The organism is Acinetobacter sp. Z1, assembly GCF_024296945.1.
In the GTDB taxonomy this organism is placed as follows: Bacteria; Pseudomonadota; Gammaproteobacteria; order Pseudomonadales; family Moraxellaceae; genus Acinetobacter; species Acinetobacter beijerinckii.
On sequence record NZ_CP101115.1, the window covers coordinates 2,073,696 to 2,095,195 of the forward strand.

16 protein-coding genes and 1 pseudogene are annotated in these 21,500 nt (G+C 37.1%); 14 read left to right on the forward strand and 3 right to left on the reverse strand.

Features of this window, described 5'->3' with window-relative positions:
* Positions 1 to 9 precede the first annotated feature (9 nt).
* From NGC85_RS09695 to NGC85_RS09725, 7 genes and pseudogenes are all read left to right on the forward strand, one after another.
* The gene (locus tag NGC85_RS09695; RefSeq protein WP_254730630.1) at positions 10 to 744 is read left to right on the forward strand and encodes a molecular chaperone; all 735 of its coding nucleotides are present in this window, start codon (positions 10 to 12) and stop codon (positions 742 to 744) included.
* Positions 745 to 804: 60 nt separating this feature from the next.
* Positions 805 to 3,378, forward strand: a complete 2,574-nt coding sequence (locus tag NGC85_RS09700; RefSeq protein WP_254805583.1) for a fimbria/pilus outer membrane usher protein — start codon at positions 805 to 807, stop codon at positions 3,376 to 3,378.
* Complete coding sequence (locus NGC85_RS09705; protein ID WP_254730633.1) at positions 3,375 to 4,403, forward strand: fimbrial protein; 1,029 nt, start codon at positions 3,375 to 3,377, stop codon at positions 4,401 to 4,403. The genes NGC85_RS09700 and NGC85_RS09705 overlap by 4 nt, the downstream gene beginning before the upstream one ends.
* 157 nt (positions 4,404 to 4,560) lie before the next feature.
* Positions 4,561 to 5,542 (forward strand): annotated as a pseudogene (locus NGC85_RS09710) (DUF4882 family protein).
* 273 nt (positions 5,543 to 5,815) lie between these two features.
* Positions 5,816 to 6,109 (forward strand): type 1 fimbrial protein, encoded by a 294-nt coding sequence (locus tag NGC85_RS09715; RefSeq protein WP_254730635.1) that lies wholly within the window; start codon positions 5,816 to 5,818, stop codon positions 6,107 to 6,109.
* Between the two features lie 271 nt (positions 6,110 to 6,380).
* A complete protein-coding gene (locus NGC85_RS09720) occupies positions 6,381 to 9,389 on the forward strand; it encodes a LodA/GoxA family CTQ-dependent oxidase (RefSeq protein ID WP_254730637.1) in 3,009 nt (1,002 codons plus the stop codon).
* Between the two features lies 1 nt (position 9,390).
* On the forward strand, positions 9,391 to 10,500 hold the full coding sequence (locus NGC85_RS09725; RefSeq protein WP_254730640.1) for an FAD-dependent monooxygenase: 1,110 nt from the start codon (positions 9,391 to 9,393) through the stop codon (positions 10,498 to 10,500).
* 56 nt (positions 10,501 to 10,556) lie between these two features.
* Here NGC85_RS09725 and NGC85_RS09730 read toward each other — a convergent pair whose 3' ends face one another.
* Complete coding sequence (locus NGC85_RS09730; RefSeq protein WP_254730643.1) at positions 10,557 to 10,763, reverse strand: hypothetical protein; 207 nt, start codon at positions 10,761 to 10,763, stop codon at positions 10,557 to 10,559.
* Positions 10,764 to 11,114: 351 nt separating this feature from the next.
* On the opposite strand from NGC85_RS09730, the gene NGC85_RS09735 reads away from it, so the two are divergent.
* From NGC85_RS09735 to NGC85_RS09750, 4 genes are all read left to right on the forward strand, one after another.
* Positions 11,115 to 12,278: a catalase family protein gene (locus tag NGC85_RS09735; protein ID WP_254730645.1), complete on the forward strand. Its 1,164-nt coding sequence runs from the start codon at positions 11,115 to 11,117 to the stop codon at positions 12,276 to 12,278.
* Between the two features lie 155 nt (positions 12,279 to 12,433).
* Positions 12,434 to 13,363, forward strand: coding sequence for a lauroyl acyltransferase (locus tag NGC85_RS09740; protein WP_254805584.1), 930 nt, complete (start codon positions 12,434 to 12,436; stop codon positions 13,361 to 13,363).
* A 718-nt stretch (positions 13,364 to 14,081) separates the two neighbouring features.
* Positions 14,082 to 14,639 (forward strand): 1-acyl-sn-glycerol-3-phosphate acyltransferase, encoded by a 558-nt coding sequence (locus NGC85_RS09745; protein WP_005062287.1) that lies wholly within the window; start codon positions 14,082 to 14,084, stop codon positions 14,637 to 14,639.
* Between the two features lie 132 nt (positions 14,640 to 14,771).
* Entirely contained in the window at positions 14,772 to 15,521 is a 750-nt protein-coding gene (locus NGC85_RS09750) for a YebC/PmpR family DNA-binding transcriptional regulator (protein WP_005054547.1), read from the forward strand.
* Between the two features lie 42 nt (positions 15,522 to 15,563).
* On the opposite strand, the gene NGC85_RS09755 is transcribed toward NGC85_RS09750, so the two are convergent.
* Both NGC85_RS09755 and NGC85_RS09760 read right to left on the reverse strand, forming a co-directional pair.
* On the reverse strand, positions 15,564 to 16,034 hold the full coding sequence (locus NGC85_RS09755) for an Lrp/AsnC family transcriptional regulator (protein ID WP_005054548.1): 471 nt from the start codon (positions 16,032 to 16,034) through the stop codon (positions 15,564 to 15,566).
* Between the two features lie 461 nt (positions 16,035 to 16,495).
* Positions 16,496 to 17,266 carry a glutathione S-transferase family protein gene (locus tag NGC85_RS09760; RefSeq protein WP_169111045.1) on the reverse strand — a complete coding sequence of 257 codons (771 nt, stop codon included), beginning with the start codon at positions 17,264 to 17,266 and terminating at the stop codon, positions 16,496 to 16,498.
* Positions 17,267 to 17,624: 358 nt separating this feature from the next.
* Between NGC85_RS09760 and NGC85_RS09765 the strand changes: the two genes are divergently transcribed.
* Genes NGC85_RS09765 through NGC85_RS09775 form a run of 3 tightly spaced genes read left to right on the forward strand, consistent with a single transcriptional unit; the run spans position 17,625 to position 21,485 of the window.
* A complete protein-coding gene (locus NGC85_RS09765; protein WP_254730648.1) occupies positions 17,625 to 18,836 on the forward strand; it encodes an SfnB family sulfur acquisition oxidoreductase in 1,212 nt (403 codons plus the stop codon).
* Between the two features lie 13 nt (positions 18,837 to 18,849).
* Positions 18,850 to 20,073: an SfnB family sulfur acquisition oxidoreductase gene (locus NGC85_RS09770; RefSeq protein WP_254805585.1), complete on the forward strand. Its 1,224-nt coding sequence runs from the start codon at positions 18,850 to 18,852 to the stop codon at positions 20,071 to 20,073.
* Entirely contained in the window at positions 20,073 to 21,485 is a 1,413-nt protein-coding gene (locus NGC85_RS09775) for an LLM class flavin-dependent oxidoreductase (protein ID WP_254730651.1), read from the forward strand. The genes NGC85_RS09770 and NGC85_RS09775 overlap by 1 nt, the downstream gene beginning before the upstream one ends.
* Positions 21,486 to 21,500 lie beyond the last annotated feature (15 nt).

Sequence of the window (21,500 nt, forward strand, 5' to 3'; positions counted from 1 at the left end):
TAAATATAAATGGCACTGAACGGTTACAATTTTTTGCTTGGTTTAGCGATGTCTTCTATTGTTGTCGCAAATAGCACACATGCAGAAATTATCTTACATGGTACTCGAGTGATTTATCCATCTGATGCTCGTGAAGTTACCTTGCAAGTAAGTAACAATGGTTCTAAACCATCTCTTGTTCAGGCATGGATTGATGAAGGTGATGCTAAAAGTACACCAGACCAATCAAAAGTTCCATTTATGATTACACCACCGATTTCTCGGGTTGATCCAACCAAGAGTCAATCTCTTCGTATCACTGCTCTGCCAAATGCAGCTCAAATCGATCAGAAAAAAGAAACGGTTTATTGGTTAAACGTGCTGGATATTCCACCTCGTCCTAAAGCTGGTGCAAAAGATGAAGTCCCTGATAACTTTCTCCAACTAGCGATTCGTTCACGTATTAAGTTTTTCTATCGTCCTGCAACTATTAAAGAAGATGCAAATCTAGCAGGAGAAAAACTACAGTGGTCTAGAAGCGGACAAACTTTGACGGTTAAAAATCCAACACCGTTTCATGTCACAATGACATCGATATATCAGCATAATGCAGGAAAAACTGTCGACCTACTTCCTAAAGGTCTAATGCTCGCGCCGTTTTCTGAAGAGAAAGTCCAATTGAAAACTGCAAGTATCGAAAAACTTAGTTTTATTAATATTAATGATTACGGTGGTCGTATCGAACACCCAATCAAACTTCAATAACAAGTAAATTTACTCCCACTCAATAGATGATTGTGTACCTATCGTTGAATAGGCGAATGTATTATGTCAAAGAAAAATGCAACAGCTAAATTCTTAAAGCGTCGAGTTTGTTATTACCTCACATCTGGGGTAATCACAATTACGATGCCTATGGCTGTATATGCGGTAGAACAGACAGCAGAACAAGCGCCAATGGAAGCAGAGTTTGACTCTGTCTTCCTCATAGGTGATGCACAAAAAGTTGATGTTTCCCGTTTCAAATACGGTAATCCTGTTTTGCCCGGTGAATATAGCGTTGATGTTTATATCAATGGCAACTGGTTTGGCAAAAAAAGAATGGTTTTCCGTTCAACTGAACAAAATCAAAATGCATTTACCTGTTTTACTTCAGGTTCATTACTTGAATACGGTGTAAAACAAGAAGTACTTGTCAATCGTACCGAGTCAGCCGCTCCAAATGCTTGTTACAAGATCGAAGAATGGATTGAAAATGCGTATTATGATTTTGATACTTCTCGCCTACGTGTAGACATTTCTATTCCACAAATTGCACTACAGAAAAATGCACAAGGCTATGTTGATCCAAGTATTTGGGATCGCGGCATTAATGCAGGCTTTTTATCTTATAGTGGTAGCGCCTATAAAACTTTTAATCGTGCAAATGACAATAAAGAAACCACAAATGCGTTCATGGCTCTCTCTGCTGGAGCAAATATTGCAGGTTGGCAACTTCGTCACAATGGTCAGTGGCAATGGCAAGATGGCAATCAAAGTGAACTCGATTCAAAAACCAAGAAAAAATCTAATTACGAATCAACCAGCACTTATTTACAACGTGCTTTTCCACAATATCGTGGTGTTTTAACGCTTGGTGATAGTTTTACCAACGGTGAATTGTTTGATTCATTTGGTTATCGTGGTGTAGATTTTTCAAGCGATGATCGCATGCTACCAAATAGTATGCTTGGTTATGCACCGCGTATTCGTGGTAATGCAAAAACCAATGCAAAAATTGAAGTGCGCCAACAAGGTCAGTTGATCTATCAAACGACTGTAGCACCGGGTAGCTTTGAAATTAATGATCTCTACCCTACTGGTTTTGGTGGTGAGCTTGAAGTTTCTATTATTGAATCAAATGGAGAAATCCAAAAGTTCGCTGTTCCATATGCTTCAGTTGTACAAATGCTACGTCCTGGACTCAGCCGCTATTCATTAACGGCTGGTGAATTCCGTGATCGAGATATTGATTTAACTCCTTGGACAACTCAAGGTAAATACCAACGCGGTATTAATAACTATTTGACAGGATATACTGGTTTTCAGTTGGCTGAAGACTATAGCGCTATATTATTGGGTGCAGCCTTTGCGACCCCTATTGGAGCAGTATCACTTGATGCAACACATTCAAATGCAGATTTTGATAAACAAGGCTCGCAATCTGGTCAGAGTTTTCGTTTAAGCTACAGTAAACTTATTTCTCCAACCAACACCAATTTAACCTTGGCGGCGTATCGTTATTCTACTGAAAACTATTATAAATTACGCGATGCATTATTAATTAGAGACCTTGAAAATAAAGGTGTTAATACTTTTGCAGTTGGTAAACAACGTAGCGAATTCCAAATTACCTTGAACCAAGGTTTACCTGATGGTTGGGGTAACGTGTATATGGTTGGTTCTTGGAATGACTATTGGAATCGAAATGAAACGAGTCGCCAATATCAGATCGGTTATAGTAATAACTATCATGGCTTAACTTATGGTCTTTCAGCGACCAATCGTGAAGTTGAATATGGTTCGCGTAGTCAGACACGTGACACTGAATATTTGATGACTCTATCTTTCCCGATTAATTTCAGAAAGAGCTCAGTTAATGTCAATGCAAACGTTTCTGAAGACAGTCGTACCGTAGGTTTCAGTGGCATGGTTGGTGATCGTTTCAGTTACGGTTCGTCGGTATCACACCAAGATAGACAGAGCCCAAGTTTTAACGCCAATGCTCGTTATCGTACTAACTTTGCTACAGTGGGCGGTTCTTATAGCGTTGCGGATACCTATCAGCAAGCAATGGTTAGTGTTAGCGGTAATATTGTTGCGCACTCTGAAGGTATCCTATTTGGTCCAGAACAAGGTCAAACCATGGTACTGGTTTATGCGCCTGATGCTGCTGGGGCAAAAGTAAATAATACGACTGGTTTGAGTATTAATAAATCTGGTTATGCCGTTATCCCTTATGTAACACCTTATCGCTTAAATGACATCACCCTTGACCCACAAGAAATGTCAACCAATGTTGAATTGGAAGAAACGAGCCAACGTATTGCTCCTTTTGCAGGTGCAATTGCAAAAGTTGATTTCTCAACAAAGAAAGGTTATGCCATTTACATCAATACCAAAACTGCAACTGGTGAAAGCTTACCTTTTGCTGCTCAAGTCTTTAACGATAAAGACGAAGCAATTGGAATCGTTGCTCAAGGTAGTATGGTCTATTTACGTACTCAAGAACCAAAAGGTGATTTGTACGTAAAATGGGGCGATGATGCCAATGAACAGTGCAATTTTAATTATGACGTTACAGCGCAAATTTCTAACGATCAGCAAAGTATGATCATGACCGAGGCAGTATGCAAATGAAAAAATTACTCTTAAATAGTGTTTTGCTTACCGCAGGTCTTGGTATCTATACTGAAGCGAATGCAGCTTGTGCCCCTACATCAGGTTTTACAACAAAAGTCATTAGTATGGCTGTTGGCCGTGTGGTCGTTAGACCTTCAGATGAAGTTGGAAAGGTTTTACGTAAAGCGACCTTTGCAATTGATCCTAATAATTCAACAATTAACTGTAGTCCAAACTCTTCTGGGATGGTGAAAGCAGACTTAATCCAGAGCTACCCTGTAAGTTCACTAGGTAATAATATTTATACAACTAATATTCCTGGGATCGGCATCCGTTTGTATCGTGAAGCACAGAATAATGCAAACTTTTCAGGATATTACCCATATTCAAGAAATATTACAGGTGGTTGGAGAGGTACTAATTACTCACTTGATTCAGGCTATTTTGTAGTTGAAATTGTAAAAACAGCAGAACAAACGGGATCTGGCGCACTCGTACCAGGCCAATACAGTAGTTATTATTTAACTAATTACTCATCCCGCCCTATTCTAACAAGCCATGTTCTTGCAAATGCAATTACGATTGCCTCTTCATCTTGTGAACTACAAGGGAATATCAATAAAGTAGTTCAGCTTCCCTCTGTTACAAAGTCAGGATTTACAGGTATTGGTTCAACTCAAGGAACTCAATCATTTGACTTAAATATTCTCTGTAATGGCGGTGAAAACCCAACTGGATATGAAGAAAAAAATCTAATCAGCTTAGATTTTGATTTCCCACAAGATGGTACTAATACTCAAGTCATGGCAAACACAGCACCAAACTCTACTAAAGCAAATGGTGTGGGTGTACAGTTAATGTGGAAGTATCAAAATAAAAATCAAGTGATTCGTAAAGGCGATAAATTACAAGTTGGTACTGTTAACTCTAACCAAACCGTTCAATATAACATTCCATTATCGGCTCGCTATTATCAGACAGCAACCAATGTCACCGCTGGTACTGTTCGTGCAATGGCAACAGTTACAATCCAATACGATTAATTTTTTTATAAGACCTTCTTTAAAAATGGAAGGTTTTTTTTATAAAACTTAAATTTTAAATCTCTAAATTTCATTAATAGCTAATTTTATTAAAAACTTGGCTTTTAGCCTTACTTTGACAAAAAACCTTAAATCATTTAATCAAAAGGAATAATCAATAAAAAAACTGAGTTTAGTCGCACTTAGCTTAGCCCTGCTTGGCTGTGGTGAAAATCAGAATAATTTGCAAAATAATGCCAGTGCTCAATACATGGCTACAACATCCACAAGCTTTAGTTTACGTAATTTCAGCCAACCACAAATGTGTCAGTATAACTTTGATGCAACACAAGAAGATTATGATAATTTATGGAACAATCAAAATTCAGATTACCTGATCGGTCTATTTCCTGCAATCAATGGACAAAAATTTAGCTTAACTGTTGCCCCTCCATATTTTTCAATTAATGATTCTGAGTACAGTAATTTTAAGTATTTTTACTTATTACCAACAAGTAGGAAAAGACTAAAAAATCAAGCAACTATGAAGAATTTAGTCCCCATTGTTAGATAACTTAGGTGATCTACCTTTACCTAACACGGGGATTCTTACATTAGAAATGCAAATAGACATTCCCGCAGCTCCTCTTAATGGTGGTTATTACGGAGAACCAGGTTCATCTTATTTCGCAGATATTAATTTTAGTGGAATCTCTGAAAATGGATATGTCGTAAGCTCAGGATATAGTTTCATGGCAGGTGCCGCTGATCCTGATTTCGGTGAAAACCCACCATCCGTATTATTTATGCTTGGTTACCCAAGTAGTGATGATACTGAGTATACTTCAGTTGCCTATTACTACAATAAAATGACCGACTATCAAAGCAAATATCATCGTTTAGGTATCTATATCAACCAAAATACTAAACAGGTCGGTTTTATTATCAATGGTGTTGATCAGGGGTATCAAGGAACACTCCCTGCTCCATTGAAAAATATAGGTTTTGATATTCGTAGCTCGGTTAGTTCTGATAGGGATGGTACATTCTCTGAGAAACTAGCAGGATTAGAATTTTCATCCGAGCTAATCACTGACCGAAATGCCTTACAGTTCAGCTATCCACAAGGCGTAACAGACAAATGTGGTAATGAGATATAAATTCTAGCTATTCCACCCAATCAAATGATTGGGTTTGCTTAAATTAAATAACTTCAAGCGATCAAATTCACTTCATATTCATTAAATTGGAAACATATTAAATATGTGACTTAGTTAACAAATTAAAAATTTCAATTATTTAATATAATTCCATAAAAACAATAATCCCATCACAGTTTAAAAGTTTATTTAATCAAAGTATTATTTTAATATTGCCTTAACAATAAATTCCATGTTAATTAATAATAACAAATGATACTAAGGAATATAATCATGTATAAAAATATATCAAAATCATTATTAATATCGATAGTAGCTGTATTTTCAGCAACTACATATTCTGCAAACACAATTCAATTTAATGGAAATATTGTTGAAGATACTTGTTTCTCTAATCACACCAATAAAGATTGTGAAGCAATCAACAAAATTCAAGAAAAAATCAATACAGAATCAATATCTAACAATGATTTAAACACCAGTTCACAAAAAAACTCTATAAATGAGATATCCTTTGAAAAACTAAATGACGAAAAAAGCGCTGTGATTGTTGCTAGTTATTACTAACAATTAGATTGTAAAATTTTTCAATATATCATACCTGCACCAATCAATTACCACATGTTGCTAATATTAATTAAACTATCATTTTAAATATTAGCAGCATATTAAAATTTATTTAATTTTAAATTAACATTATCTTTAGAAAAAATTCAACGCATAAGTATTATTAAATAAATATTCTATTTTTAAGCATAAATATTGACCAAAGAATATCTTTTCTGTAGTTTGATCGTTGCAAATATAAAATACTTTAAAAATAATAAGGAATATAATAATGGATAAACCATCCTCAACGCATGTCACCTCCTGTGTCGATTGCTCACAAGATCCAATTACATCATTAAAAAATATGTTTGTAGACATGGTACAAGCTGGACGAATTGTAAAAGGTCAATGCCCTGCCATGCGACCGGTTTTTTTAAAAGCGCATGGCCTAGCAGCGGCTGAGTTTATTATTCGAGATGATTTACCTGAGAATTTACGCATTGGTCTATTCGCGGAGACAAAGAAAAAATATCCCGCTTGGATTCGTTTTTCTTCTGATACCACACCAACCAGTACCGATTTCAAATCAACATTAGGTATTGGAATTAAATTATTTGATGTTGATGGTGAGAAACTTCTCGGCAATCCTCATGCCGATACTTTTGATTTTATCATGCAAAACTTTGATGCTTTTTTTGTTGATACAGCCAAAGATATGTGTGAGTTCACTAAAGCTGGTGTGGTAGATGGTGATTATACTCCTTATCTAAACGCTCATCCGAAAACATCAGAATTACTTGATGCTATGGCAAAACCAGTTGCCAGTGTTCTAGTTTCACCATATTGGAGTGGTTTACCATTCCATTTTGGAGAGAATCAATATGTAAAATATAAATTGGAACCTACATTCTATTTAGACCCACCTACCCACTCTCCAAACGACCCTTCTTATTTGGGTCAAGATCTTGTTCAACGTCTATCTCAATCTGAAACGCGTTTTCGTTTTATGATTCAGCTTAGAACTGACCCTGAAAGAATGCCATTGGATGAGGCAACAGTTGTTTGGTCTGAGGATCTTAGTCCACCTATTCATGTTGCTGATATTGTTATTCCTATTCAAGATATTTCTGCACGTGGTCAAGCTGAATATGGTGAAAATCTAGCAATGAATATTTGGCGTGTAACTCAAGAACATGCGCCTGTTGGTTCAATTGCAGAAGCACGTAAAGTTGTTTATGCAGCATCGGCTGAATTACGTCGTAATGTAAATGGTGTACCACTTTCAGAACCAGATGTTCCTCGTCCATTAATTTCACCTGCTACAGCAATAGATACGTATATTGTTCGCGCAGCGATCCATCCTGCAATCGGTATTGCTAGAGTTGGCGATAGTGAAACAGAGTTTTTTATCGGCCCTGAAATTGTTGATGCTTTATCAGATCCAAATCAAAAACCAAATAACTTTAGAGATGAGACAGGTGCGATAAAACGCCAAGCTGCTCGCTTCCGAATTTATGGTTATAACGCCGCGGGTGAAGTTGTTCGCGAACTAAATCCAGACAATGCAGATATAATTTGGACAGTACATGTTGCAAACCGAAAATCTCAATGGTATCAATTTCAATATGCACTCGATATACCTGAAGCAGTCAATGCCCCAGATAATGCCTTCACACTTCGCAATCCTAAAGTCAAAGATAGAAAAAAATTAGCGATTGATCCTGGTCCGCGTAGTATTTCTGGTCGAAATACGATTGGGGGTACAGAGCATCGATTTGATACAGGAACTTTTCAAGCTGCGGCACAACAACCAGTGATTGTGCCATTAGGTGAGATCCAAACGGATGAAAATGGCAGATTACTGTTTTTAGGTGGACATGGTAAATCAGCCTCGCCGACCAATGCTCCTGTATACGACCCAGATAATCCGCCAAGTTTTAATAATGCGGATGATTGGTATGACGACACTTCAGATGGGCCAGTAACGGCAACGGTATCTATCAATGGTGTGTCTATTCCAGTTGAATCAGCTTGGGTTGTTGTTGCTCCACCTAATTACGCTCCTGACGTTGTTAGTTGGAGAACAATGTATGACTTAATGTGTGATGTATATGTCAATGCTGGTTGGATGACTATGCCAGAAACCCCTTCTTTCACTCATGACATTTTACCATTACTCAAACGGTTAGGAGGCTTACAGTGGGTAAATAAAGGTTATGCGGCATATTTTGGTAAAGGATGTCCAATGGATTTCAATAATCCAGACTTACTTTCTAAATTGTCTTTTAAACCTAAACAAGGCGGTTCTGACCCATACACAGAATTACGTCGCGCAATTTTTCATAGTTTCAGACCATCTAAACCAGTAGTCGCTGAGCCTGTGGCGTGGCCTCATGTTTGGCCTTGGATCTATGGCGATGCTTTTGGTAGCTTTTCTGAAAGTGGAACTGGCAATATGCTCACCATGACAGGTTTGCAAGAAGCATTACTCCGTCATTGGGTTGAAGGTAAATTTCTGAATGATTGGTCAATTGAAAACTGCAAACCTGAGACCTCAATCGATAAAGTTCCACTCGCACAACAACCGAATATGCTTGATCAGGCAGCGTTACATTATTGTTTAGCGGATACGTTCCATCCCGGTTGTGAAATGACTTGGCCAATGCGTCATGCCAGTCTATATAGCTCCCCTTTCCGTATTCGCTCACGAATAAATGATGTGGAACCAAATTATGGCTCGACCATGACTCCAATCAAAGTGCAACAAGTAGATGGTCCTTTATATGGTCAAATTCCAGGAAGCATTACCCGTTGGATGGCGGTCCCATGGCAAGGTGATACTGCATTTTGCCGATCAGGATATGATCCTGACTATGATCCTTACTTACCTACATTCTGGGCAGCAAGAGTTCCAAATCATGTCTTGACTGAAGTCGATTATCAACAAGTGATCAATGACAAACTTCCAAGAGAACAGCGTATTGCTGCCTTTAATCAACGTCAAAACTGGTTAAGATCAATCATGGATGCCAATGTTGCAGATGTGATGATGCGAATGATTGAGCATTTTAATGAACTCGGCATCGTTGAAATACGTCCAGGTCTAAAAAACGATCCTGATATTCCTGAATATTTATATGTCGAAACCTTAATTGCTGGGAAATTAAAAGAGTCAGCAGAATATGCGTCTCATTTGCTTCAAAGCAAACCTCATCCACTGAATGATCTTGAAAAAGCTGGCTGGGCAAGTCATGAACAATTACAAGCATTCCGTTCAGTCCGCGTTCAAAAGCGTTGATATGAACTTGTCCAATATTGATGTTTGTATTGCTGGAAGCGGTCCTGCTGGCTGTATTGTTGCTCGGCAACTTTCTTTGGCGGGTCTAAATGTCATGTTGATAGATAGACCCGTAAGTAATACTAATAAATTTGGCGAAACATTACCTAGCGCAGCTATTCGCTTATTAAAAAAGCTGGGCTTAGAGGCCATTATCGAAAATTTAAGCTCTAAATCTAATTTTCAAACATCTTATTCTGAACGTGTTGGCGGTAACATCTCTTTTTGGGGCAGCGACTTTAGTTCTATTACAGATTTTATTCATGACCCTTACGGATTAGGAATTAGAATTAATCGAAAGACATTTGATCAACAGTTAAGAGAGGCAGCACTCACCAGTGGTACAAACTTTTATGCTTCAAATATCATTAATCTACAAAAAAAAGAAAATAATTGGGAAATAGAATTAGAAAATGGAGAAAAGATCAAAGCTAAATGGATTGTAGATGCGACTGGTCGTAGTGCAAAAATTGTAAAGCTGCTGGGTGTGCAACGTAATCGTGGTCTTCCCTTAGTCGCCTTATACCGAACTTGCTTACCTAAAAAAAATCATCAGCTTAATCGCACGATCCTTTCAGCCCATAAATATGGTTGGATATACACAGGTAAAATGACCGATAAACAATGGGTAATGGGATTTCATACTATACCTAAAATTGCTTCAAAATTCCATCAAGATGCGAATCAATGGCAACAAATGATTCAAACTAACTTAGGGCTTTCTGAATTGTTTGGTGCACTAGAATTCGGAAAAGATATTTTCTCACATGATGCAAGAAGTTGCTGGCTAGAAAAATCATTTGGAAAAGATTGGGTTGCTTGCGGTGATGCCTTATTAGCTTTCGATCCAATCGCAGGTCAAGGTTTATTTAATGCAATTTACACAGGAATGAAAGCCGCAGAAGTCATTTTATCTAGTAAAAATGCAACTGAGGAGATTAAATACACAACTGAATTAAATCATATACTTCGAACATACGAAAATCGGAGGCTTTCGATTTACAGACAAGAACAAAGATGGAGTAATAGCCCTTTTTGGCAAGCACACCAGCTACAGCAAATCTCTGATTAGATTATTAGAATTTCTCAAACAAAATACTGTATAAGCTGTTGAACTAAAGTTATAAACTATTTAATGGCTAAAAGGTTTTGAAGCCTATAAATTTCCATAACCAATAAAGGAATATCTTGTTTGGCACTCGCGATAAAATCTTGATCAGCAATAGTTGCTCCTGTGAGTTCAATATCTTCAGCCCCTGTCATTATAAAGCTTGAACCACTCTCGTGATCTCGTCCCTCTACATATGAAATCCAAGGACCTTGGGTAGTTTTCATACAAGAATCCAGTATGCTTTCTAATTTTTCTTTTGTGAGTTCTATCATTTTAAAGATCCAATTTCATTTCTAAGATTTAGATTCTGCTTATCGTCATTATCTAACTTTCAATAATAATCAGAAAAGATATTTTTTAGTTCAATAACTAGAATAATTTCGCTTTAAAAATTAAAGGCTAATCCCTTTTTTTAATTAGTCTAATGAAAGATACAAAATTTACAACGCAAAAAAATTAAAATTGCCTCAAAATAAAGCAGTGAATCAACAGTATATAGAAAGCTAACTGAGAACGATAAAGTTTGGCTGAAAATCGTTGGAATAATTGAATAAGTCAAAGTAGAGATTACACACATGATAAGAAAAATATTATATTTTCAATTATTTGCAGTGGCCTCTCCTTTTTTATTACTCGTAACAGGATGCTATGCGACCTCTCCTGCACAAACTGATATTTTAACAAAAACTACGATTGCGAATCGTAATAAAATTATTTATCCAAATATTGATAAAGATTTGGGTGAAGCATTACAACCAAATGAAAAAATGATGGCTGAACAAATTTCAGCAATTATTGAACAATCTATACGTCAACAATATTCATTAGGTCATGCACTTCGAGATGCCCATCCAAAAGCACATGGCTGTGTTCGAGCCACGTTTCAAGTCAAAAGTGATCTAAATGAACGTTTTGCTAAAGGTATGTTTATTCCCAATAAAACTTACTCAGCTTGGATTCGTTTTTCGAATGCCTCTGGAGATGCAAAAAAACCAGATTATGAAAAAGATGCTAGAGGAATAGCGATCAAAGTTTTAGGCGTTACAGGCAAAAAAGTTTTAGAAAGTGAGCCAGACGCAAATACTCAAGATTTCATCATGATTAATCATCCCGTATTTTTTGTGAATGATCCTAAACGTTATCAGTCATTTATACAGGATGTTAATAGTGAAAGCTTATTAAAAAAACTGCATATTCCCATCGCACTAGGTGCGAAAGGAACCATAAATGCTGTAAAGGCAGCAAGTTCAAAAATTGCAAATCCTTTGCAAGCAAGATATTGGTCCATGGTTCCCTATCAACTCGGATTAGGAGCAGAACGTGAAGCAGTTAAGTATTCGGTTAGAGCATGCTCACATGGTACAGACAAAATTCCAAATAAACCAGATCAAAACTTTTTACGCGAAGCACTGCGAAATGAACTCAACAATCATGATGCTTGTATGGAGTTTTTAATACAGCCAAGAACTTCACCTAAAATGTTAATTGAAGATTCAATGACTGAATGGAAAGAGAATAAAGCACCTTTTTATACTGTTGCTACAATCCGTATTCCACAACAAGTATTTGATACACCTGAACAAAACAAATTCTGTGAAAATCTATCATTTACACCATGGCATGCTTTACCAGATCATAAACCTTTAGGCGCTATCAATAGATTACGAAAAGTTATATACGAAAATATAAGCACGGTAAGGCATGAAATGAATGCTGCACCAAGACAAGAACCTCAATAATTGGATGCACACAATTGTAATGATTGAATTTATTGAAATGATTAAGAGTTATTTCTAATCAATAAAAGCTGTGCTTAGACTATCTCAAAATATAGACCGATATTCGTTTTCTAATTATGTTAGGCTGATGAGTTTTGCTTATGAAACTCGTCATCATGAATTTAAAAACTCAATATACAACAGGTGAGTTTCGCTGGTCATTTTTATTACCTAAATATTGGGGAATATGGTTCGCTATTTTAATGTTAATGTTTTTTGCAATTTTGCCTTGGGCTTTGCAATGGCGATTAGCTGAAAAATTATCAAAACTGGCATGGAAGACCTTAAAATCTAGACGAAAAACCACGATTAGAAATTTAGAATTATGCTTTCCAGATAAAAGCCCATCAGAAATTCAAACAGATGCTCAAGAAGTATTTTTCAATGCATTTCTAGGCGTGTTCGAAGCGCTCAATGCTTGGTATAGTCCCAAATGGTTCAAAAATCGAATTCATATTGAAGGACTTGAACACTTAAAAAAAGTCGAAGGAAAAGGTATTTTATTATTAGGTAGTCATACCACACTGTTAGATGCAGGTGGTTTCGTTAGCAGTTGTTTCTTTGATATGGATGTTGTGTATAGACCACAGAATAATCCCCTTTTAGATATGATGATCAGTCGATGTCGAAAAACAATTTATAAAAATCAAATTTCCAAAGACGATATGAAAGGATTAATTCAAAATCTTAGATCTGGTCATGCAGTTTGGTACAGTCCTGATCAAGACTTTGGTTTAAAACAAGGCGTTATGGCACCATTTTTTGGTATACAAGCTGCGACTTTAACCTCGCACAGACGGTTAATGAAAATTGCTAAGGCTGCTGCTATTCCAATATTTTTCTATCGCACAGGCAGCATACAAAATCCACAATATCAAATTTTATTAGAACCAGCTTTGGAAAATTTTCCGAGTGATAATGAAGTCCATGATGCGACTAGAGTAAATTTGATTTTGGAAAATCAGATCAAGATGTGTCCAACACAATATATGTGGTTCCATCGTCGTTTTAAAACCAGACTAGATGGTCAGCCTAAAGTTTACTAATCATCGAAAATTAAGTATTTAAATCAATATTTGAAATTCAAATAATTTTTGGATTTCTCATATCTTAATTCGCATCAAGAACAATCGAATTTTGCATTGAATGAATTAGGTATAGTGTACTTAGATTGTCAGTTTGAAACCTAAGCTTAACTACTATTCATCGATCACTAATTCCATTTAAATAAGCTAAGCCGAAATTCTGATGCCAATAAATATGATGAAAACAGCAATGCAAATGCCATGACAATTAATATCACATCAAATGATGCAACACCCAGCACCACAAGTATGGTACCAATCACGAAAAGCGTACAGACGATCAAATTACCCAAGATTCTAAACATCATTTTTTCATTATTGTGAAATCCATCACATTATCCACGTTTTTCATGTTTTCTCTAGTATTTCTTTATATTAAATCTGTTAGCATTTTTATTTGCTTTCAATTCAATCAATAAAAAAAGCATTCACCAGATTACACTTCAAGAATATCTCATAATTTTTTTAAATATATTCAGAATCTTACAGACAAAGAAATTGTATAAATGAGTGAAATAGAAAGAACAATTTCCTGTAGAACTTAGTGTTTTATTGAGATATAAAATGATCAGCAGCATATTTTAAACATAAAATACACATCTAAGTTTTGTTTTTGTTTGAGCTTTTTGGATATATATTTTCTCAATTTCTGGTATTACACTGCTCTGATTCATTCGCTATGAAGACAAATATGAGAAAAGTTTTAGGAAAATCGATCTTTAAAGCAACTGGTTGGGAATATAATGTTGATCCAACAATTTTAGAAAAAAAACAAGTCATTATTGGTTTTGAGCATACCTCCAATCTTGACACAATTTTATCTCTGGCCTTATTTGAGATCCTAGAATTAAAAGTTCATACACTTATCAAAAAAGAATTATTTAAGGGTCCACTGAAACCAATTCTAGAAAAATTAGGTGGCATTCCTGTTGATCGTAAATCAAGTAAAGATATTGTCACGCAAATGGTTGAACTATTTAACCAAAATGAAAGTTTTAACCTCGTGATTGCACCTGAAGCAACACGCGCAAAAAATGGAGAGGAACGCAAACCGATTCGTTCGGGTTTTTGGCATATTGCTAAAGCAGCCAACGTACCTATTATTTTAATGTATGCCAATGCACGCACAAAACAAGGTGGTATTTTAGGCAAGATTTATCCAACTGATTTGCAAACAGATCTAGAAAAAATTAAAGAACTTTATGCCGAGTTTGGTATCGATGTAAAAATTAAATAATTCATTTGATCAAACTTTGAAAGATGATCAATATTTTAAATTCTGAATGTAGTCCGCAAGAGTTTTCAACAAAACTATCGCTATGCTAATATTCACGCACTTTTTTGAGTTTTAATTTTTGGAGTTACTTCCATGGCGGGTCATTCTAAATGGGCCAATATTAAGCATCGTAAAGCTAAACAAGATGCAAGTCGCGGTAAAGTTTTTACTAAATATATCCGTGAAATTGTGACTGCTTCAAGATTGGGCGGTCCAGATGCAGCGAGTAATCCTCGTTTACGTGCGGTTGTAGAAAAAGCACTGTCAGTGAATATGACGCGTGACACCATTAACCGTGCGATTCAACGTGGTGCTGGTGGTGATGATAACGATGATTTAAAAGAAGTAACCTATGAAGGTTATGGTGTAGGTGGTGTTGCTGTTATTGTTGAAACAATGACTGATAACTTAAACCGTACCGTTCCTGATGTACGTCACTGTTTTAGCAAAACCAATGGTAACTTAGGAACTAATGGTTCTGTAGCTTACTTGTTTACTAAACGCGGTGAAATTTCTTTTGAAGATGTGTCTTTAGAAGACAAAATCATGGAAGTCGCTTTAGAAGCAGGAGCTGATGACATCGAGATCGATGAAGATAGTATCTTAGTCATTACTAGCCCAGAAAGTTTTGGTGATGTTCAAGATGCACTTACAGCAGCAGGATTAAAATCTGACAATGCTGAAGTAGTCATGAGCCCATCGACTAAAGCTGAAATCAATGATATTGATCAAGCTAAACAAATCATGAAAATGATTGATATGCTCGAAGATCTTGATGATGTTCAAAACGTTTATACAAACGTGGAGTTTACTGAAGAAGTTTTAGCTCAGCTTGATGCTTAACTGATTTAGCTCAGTAAAAAATGCATCTTTTAGATGCATTTTTTATAGCTTATTTAAAAGTTTATAGCAGTTAAATACATTATATTCTTTAATCACAAAACTTGAATGTAGTGCCACCACGCTGTCAATCTTACCAATACGGCGTAGTAAGATTTCACTATAATCATCCATATTTCTCGCAACCAACTCTAAAATAAAATCGGCGCTCTGCCCCGTCACTAGAAATGCATTGGTCACTTCAGGAATATCTTCAATTTCTTCTAAAAACTTATCAAAGGTTTCAGTATCATGCTTACTGAGCGATACCTGCAAAAGAATATGCAGACTAAAACCCAATTTATTAAAATTAATTTCCCGCTTGAGTTGCCCCATCACTTGGGACTCTATTAGATTTTTAATACGACGATGAACTGAACTGACAGAAAGATTAATTCGTTCAGATAGTTCATTTAGATTGACATCTTCATGGGTCAAAATTTCAAGAATTTGTTTATCGAAACGATCCAATTCCATCTTACAGTTCTCACTCTAAATTTATGTTTTTATCGGAACTGTTTGAACTCAGTAATTTTAAGGGTCAAGGGAAAACAAATGTTTAACTTTTGACGATGTTGCGTGGATAACACAAACATGATTCCGATAAACTTGTGATTTATCTTAGTCCCAAAGCCGAAACAAGACCTTTTGAGCAACTGTTCAAGTGATCTCCCAATAGTTGAACAACTCGTTTCGATCCCCATCACACCCTGAAATATAAGATAGCAAAGCCTTTCTATAATTATTTCCCTCTTTTCAGTTTTTTTAAAGTAAATTTGGCAATAATTTCTAATATTTCAGGATAAAAACGAATATTCTTTTAAAAATTATTTTTATTGTTCATTAATTTTTTAATTTTTCGACATTTTTCCTATTTTCTTTCTCATAAAAAACCCTGATTTAAAATCAGGGTTATATCTATTGATTACGTGAATCGATTAGAGACCACGCCAATCAATACGAGCATTGCGTTCGGTTGCATAAACTCGCTGTACATACTGCCCGATTGGTAAGTCTAGTAAATAATCATGATATGCTTTTAGTTCACCTGAAAATTGTTCAATGTCATCATTTTCTAATTCCCAAGGCGTTCCTTTGATCACTAACAGAGGCGCGAGAATCGAACAAACTGCAATATCAGCTAAACCTAAACGATCACCGACCAAATAACGTCCTTGATTGTCGATCAAACGTTGATTTAAATCCGTAATTAACGCTGTCATTCTTACTTTAGATTTCTCAACTTTTTCGGGGTTCAGTTTGTAATTGGTAGAAACTAAACTCTTTAGAATTGGTTTTGATATTTTTTCAAATTGACGTAGATAACCTTGCTCACCCATCATAATTTCAAGTGGATGATCACCTATAGAAAGTGCTTGTGCTAGCGTCCAACGACGAACATGAACACCTAATTCACCAGCAAGTTGGTCAATCTCAAGTGCCTGTTTGCGTAGGTTTTCATCACGTCTAAGTAATGCATGCTCTGGGTAAGTCGCATCAAGATAGAGGGCAATCTTGGTTGAATCAGCAACCCATCGTTTGTCATCTTTTAGCATTGGCAAAAAATATTGCCCAGATTTTAGATAAGTAAATGCCCGATGAACACCAGGAATTAAATTATGTGCCACATAGTCCAATTCTTTATGATCTAACAACCAGCGAGCTTTTTCACAATAGTGAGACAAAGGAAATTGGTATAAAACCCGCATAAATTCTCCAAATTTATTTTTCTATTCATTCAAACATAAAGTTTTCCTTACTTTAGAAGTAAAAGTGAATGATTACAATGTCGTTTTCGCTCTATCTTTTTTAATTTCGGCTAAATTTCTTTATATGTTTTTTGGTTGTTATTATTCTTTTATTTCATAGAAATATTCTTTTTTACATCACCATTAAATTCAAAATAATCACAAGTTATTGTTTTTTAATATTATTTAATATCTATTTTTACGTTAATTTTCTCATAATAAATGCTTAACAATTATTATGATATCTAAACCAAAACTGATGGTTTAGTGGAAAAGTAAAACTTTTGTAAAGTTCCTCTTATCTATTAGAGGTGCTCACATGTCCAGTAATCAATCAGTGATTCAAGCTAAAACCCAACTGATTTCAAATGATCAGCAGGCCATTAACGCTGCCTATCAAGTTGCTGACTTTGCATTAGAAGATCGAAATGATCGGGATCAAAATCGTATTCTACCTACCGAACAAATCATTCATTTTAGTCAAAAAGGTTTAGGTGGAATCCGTGTACCACAACAATACGGAGGGGCTTTTGTTTCCAATAAAACTTTGGCCCATGTGTTTCGTATTTTGAGTAAAGCAGACGCGAATGTTGGACAAATTCCACAAAACCAATTCGGTCTTTTAAATTTTATTAATATCACAGGTTCAGATGCACAAAAACAGTTTATCTACGCTGAAATTCTTGCAGGTAAACGCATCGCCAATGGTGGTCCAGAGAAAAACTCAAAAGATACTAAAGCCATCCAAACCACTTTAACGTTAGAAAATGGTCAATATCTTTTAAATGGAGAAAAATTTTACTCTACAGGAACCAGCTTTGCAGATTGGGTAGCGATTCGTGCCTTACATCCAGATGGCTATATCGTATTGACGATCATTGATCGACATGCAAATGGTGTTGAAGTGATTAATGATTGGAATGGCTTTGGCCAACGTACTACAGCCAGTGGAACCGTAAAACTTCACAATGTTGTCGTTGATCCTGCACTATTTTTTGATGAGCGCATTATTGCTGACACCCCAAATGTTCGCGGTGCTTATTCTCAACTTTTACAGGTTGCCATTGATGTTGGCATTGCCGAAGCAGCCTTTGATGACACCTTGTCTAGCATTCGTAAAGCACGTCCTATTATTGATTCAGGTGTAGAAAAAGCCAGTGAAGAACATTACACCCTACAAGAAGTTGGCAAGCTCAACATCCTGCTCGATGCAGCGATTTTATTACTGGATGATGCTGCCGAATATCTGGATGAACTGGATCAACTTACAGAAATCTCTGCCGAACAAGCCGCGCACGCTTCTATTTTAGTGGCGGAAGCCAAAATCTATGCCAATGATGCTGCTCTGCATATCTCAGAAAAATTACTCGAACTTGGTGGAAGCCGTGCCAGCCTGAGCCAACACAATCTTGATCAGCATTGGCGCAATGCTCGCGTACATACCTTACATGATCCTGTGCGTTGGAAATTCCATGCCATCGGTGACTATTACCTCAATGGTACTCACCCTGCCCGCCATGCTTGGATTTAAGGAGAAAATCATCATGACCTCATATCAAGAATTACAAGGTTTTGCCAAAACTAATATGAAAGCAGTACATATTATCCAAAACGATGCCGAAGCCCTAGAAATTGCTACGCAACTGAGTCAGCAGTTTAAACAAACAGCAGTTGAACGTGATGCCAATCGAAACTTGCCATTTAGAGAAATCGAAGCCTATAGCCAGTCAGGTTTATGGGCGATTACAGTACCTAAGCAGTATGGTGGTGCAGAAGTTTCGAGTCTAACCGTAGCTAAAGTGATTGCGCTGTTTAGTGGTGCGGATGGTTCAATCGGCCAGATTGCACAGAATCATTTTTATGCATTAGAAGTATTGCGGAATACAGGGACAGAACAGCAAAAGAAACGCCTCTATCAAGAAGTGTTGCAAGGTGCTCGTTTCGGTAATGCACTGGCTGAATTTAAAACTCGCACTTCAGCACATAAACAAACTACCTTAATCCCAAGCGAAAGTGGTTATCTAATCATAGGGGAAAAATTCTATTGCACGGGCAGCTTGTTTGCACACCGTATTCCAACCCTAGTGGTGGATGAAGCAGGCAATGAATTTTTAGCTTTTGTGCAAAGAGACAGTCAAGGATTAGAACTGATTGATGACTGGTCTGGTTTTGGGCAACGCACCACGGGCAGCGGCACAGTTAAGTTTAATCAGGTCTTTGTTGCCAAAGAGGATGTGATTGCTTTTGATACCGCCTTTAAGCAACTGTCTCTGGTTGGCCCCTTTGCCCAGATCATGCATGCTGCGATTGAAGTCGGCATTGCCCGTGCTGCCTTTGAAGAAACACTGGAACGTGTACGTGTGGCGCGTCCTTGGATTGATGCCAATATTGAATCTGCGACGCAAGATCCATTAACCCTATCTGAACTAGGTCGTGTGGCAACCGATGTCAAAGCCAGCGAACTTTTACTTAAACAAGCAGCTCGATCTGTTGATGCTGCTAAATATGAGTTGAATGCTGAGACCTTAGCCAAAGCCTCAATTGATGTCGCCAAAGTTCGTGCGCATAGTACGGAAACTGCATTAAAGGCTTCATCGAAACTGATTGAATTAGCAGGTAGCCGTGGTAGTCAACGTGCCGATGGGCTGGATCGTCATTGGCGTAATGCACGTGTACACACCTTGCATGATGCCGCACGTTGGAAATATTACTTCATTGGTAATTATGTGTTGAATGGCATTCTGCCTCCACGTCGGGGGACTTTGTAATGAGTCAAACGACTGCTAAAAAAATCTTGTTAAATGCCTTTGATATGAATTGTGTTGGTCATATCAATCATGGTTTATGGACCCATCCACGAGATCAATCACATCGCTTTAATGAGCTGAATTATTGGACTGAATTGGCACAAACCTTAGAACAAGGCTTATTTGATGGTTTATTTTTAGCTGATATTACAGGGGTTTATGATGTCTATCAGAATGGGATTGATCTGACCCTCAAAGAGTCCATTCAACTACCAAGCCATGATCCATCGACCCTGATTTCGGCAATGGCCTTGGTCACACAAAATTTAAGCTTTGGTGTCACGGTCAATCTGAGCTATGAACAGCCCTATCAATTTGCACGGCGTTTTGCCAGTTTGGATCATTTAACCCGAGGTCGTTTGGGCTGGAATATTGTCACCGGCTATTTGGATAGTGCCGAACGCCTAATTGGGCAAAAAGGCTTAAAAGATCATGATGCACGTTATGATCAGGCCGAGGAGTTTTTACAGCTTTGCTATCAATATTGGGAAGGCTCTTGGGAAAATGATGCCTTAAAGAAAGATAAAAAACAGCGCGTTTTTACTGATCCTAATAAGGTTCACTCGATCAATCATCAAGGCCAATATTACCAAAGCCAAGGAGTGTTTCAGGTTGCGCCGTCACTACAGCGTACCCCAACACTCTTCCAAGCAGGTGCATCACCGAAAGGTCTGCAATTTGCCACACGTCATGCCGAATGTATCTTTATTGGCGGTGATCAGCCTGAAAAAATTCGTCAGCAAGTTAATAAGATACGACTACAAGCACAGCAACAAGGTCGAGATGAAGATGCAATTAAAATCTTTGTCGGCATTACCGTGGTTGTGGCTGAAACACATGAACTTGCTCAACAGAAACTGGCTGAATATCGCCAATATGCCAGCCCAGAAGCAGGTTTAGCGCATTATGCAAGTTCCGTCGGCATTGATCTTGCCAAGTTTGCTGATGATGAAGCGATTCCTTATCAAAAGAGCAATAGCATTGCCTCCGTCAATGAAAAATTTAAAGAACAGCGTATCAGTAAAAATGACTTAAAAGCACAGCATGTTTTGGGTGGACGTTATCCACTGATTGTCGGGAGTGCTACGGAAGTTGCAGAATATCTGATTGAGCTACTCGATCAAACTGGCATTGATGGTTTTAACCTGACTCGTACGGTTGCACCTGAATCACACCATGATTTCATTCGACTGGTGATCCCTGAGTTACAGCAACATGGACGTTATAAAACTGAATATGCCACAGGTTCACTGCGGAACAAACTGTTTGCCCAAGGCGATCATTTAGCTGCAAGCCATCCTGCTAATCAGTTCCGATGTAGAACGCATAACAACGCAGATGACCTAAAAATAATTGAAGAAATTAGTGCTTAACATTTAAGAAAAGAA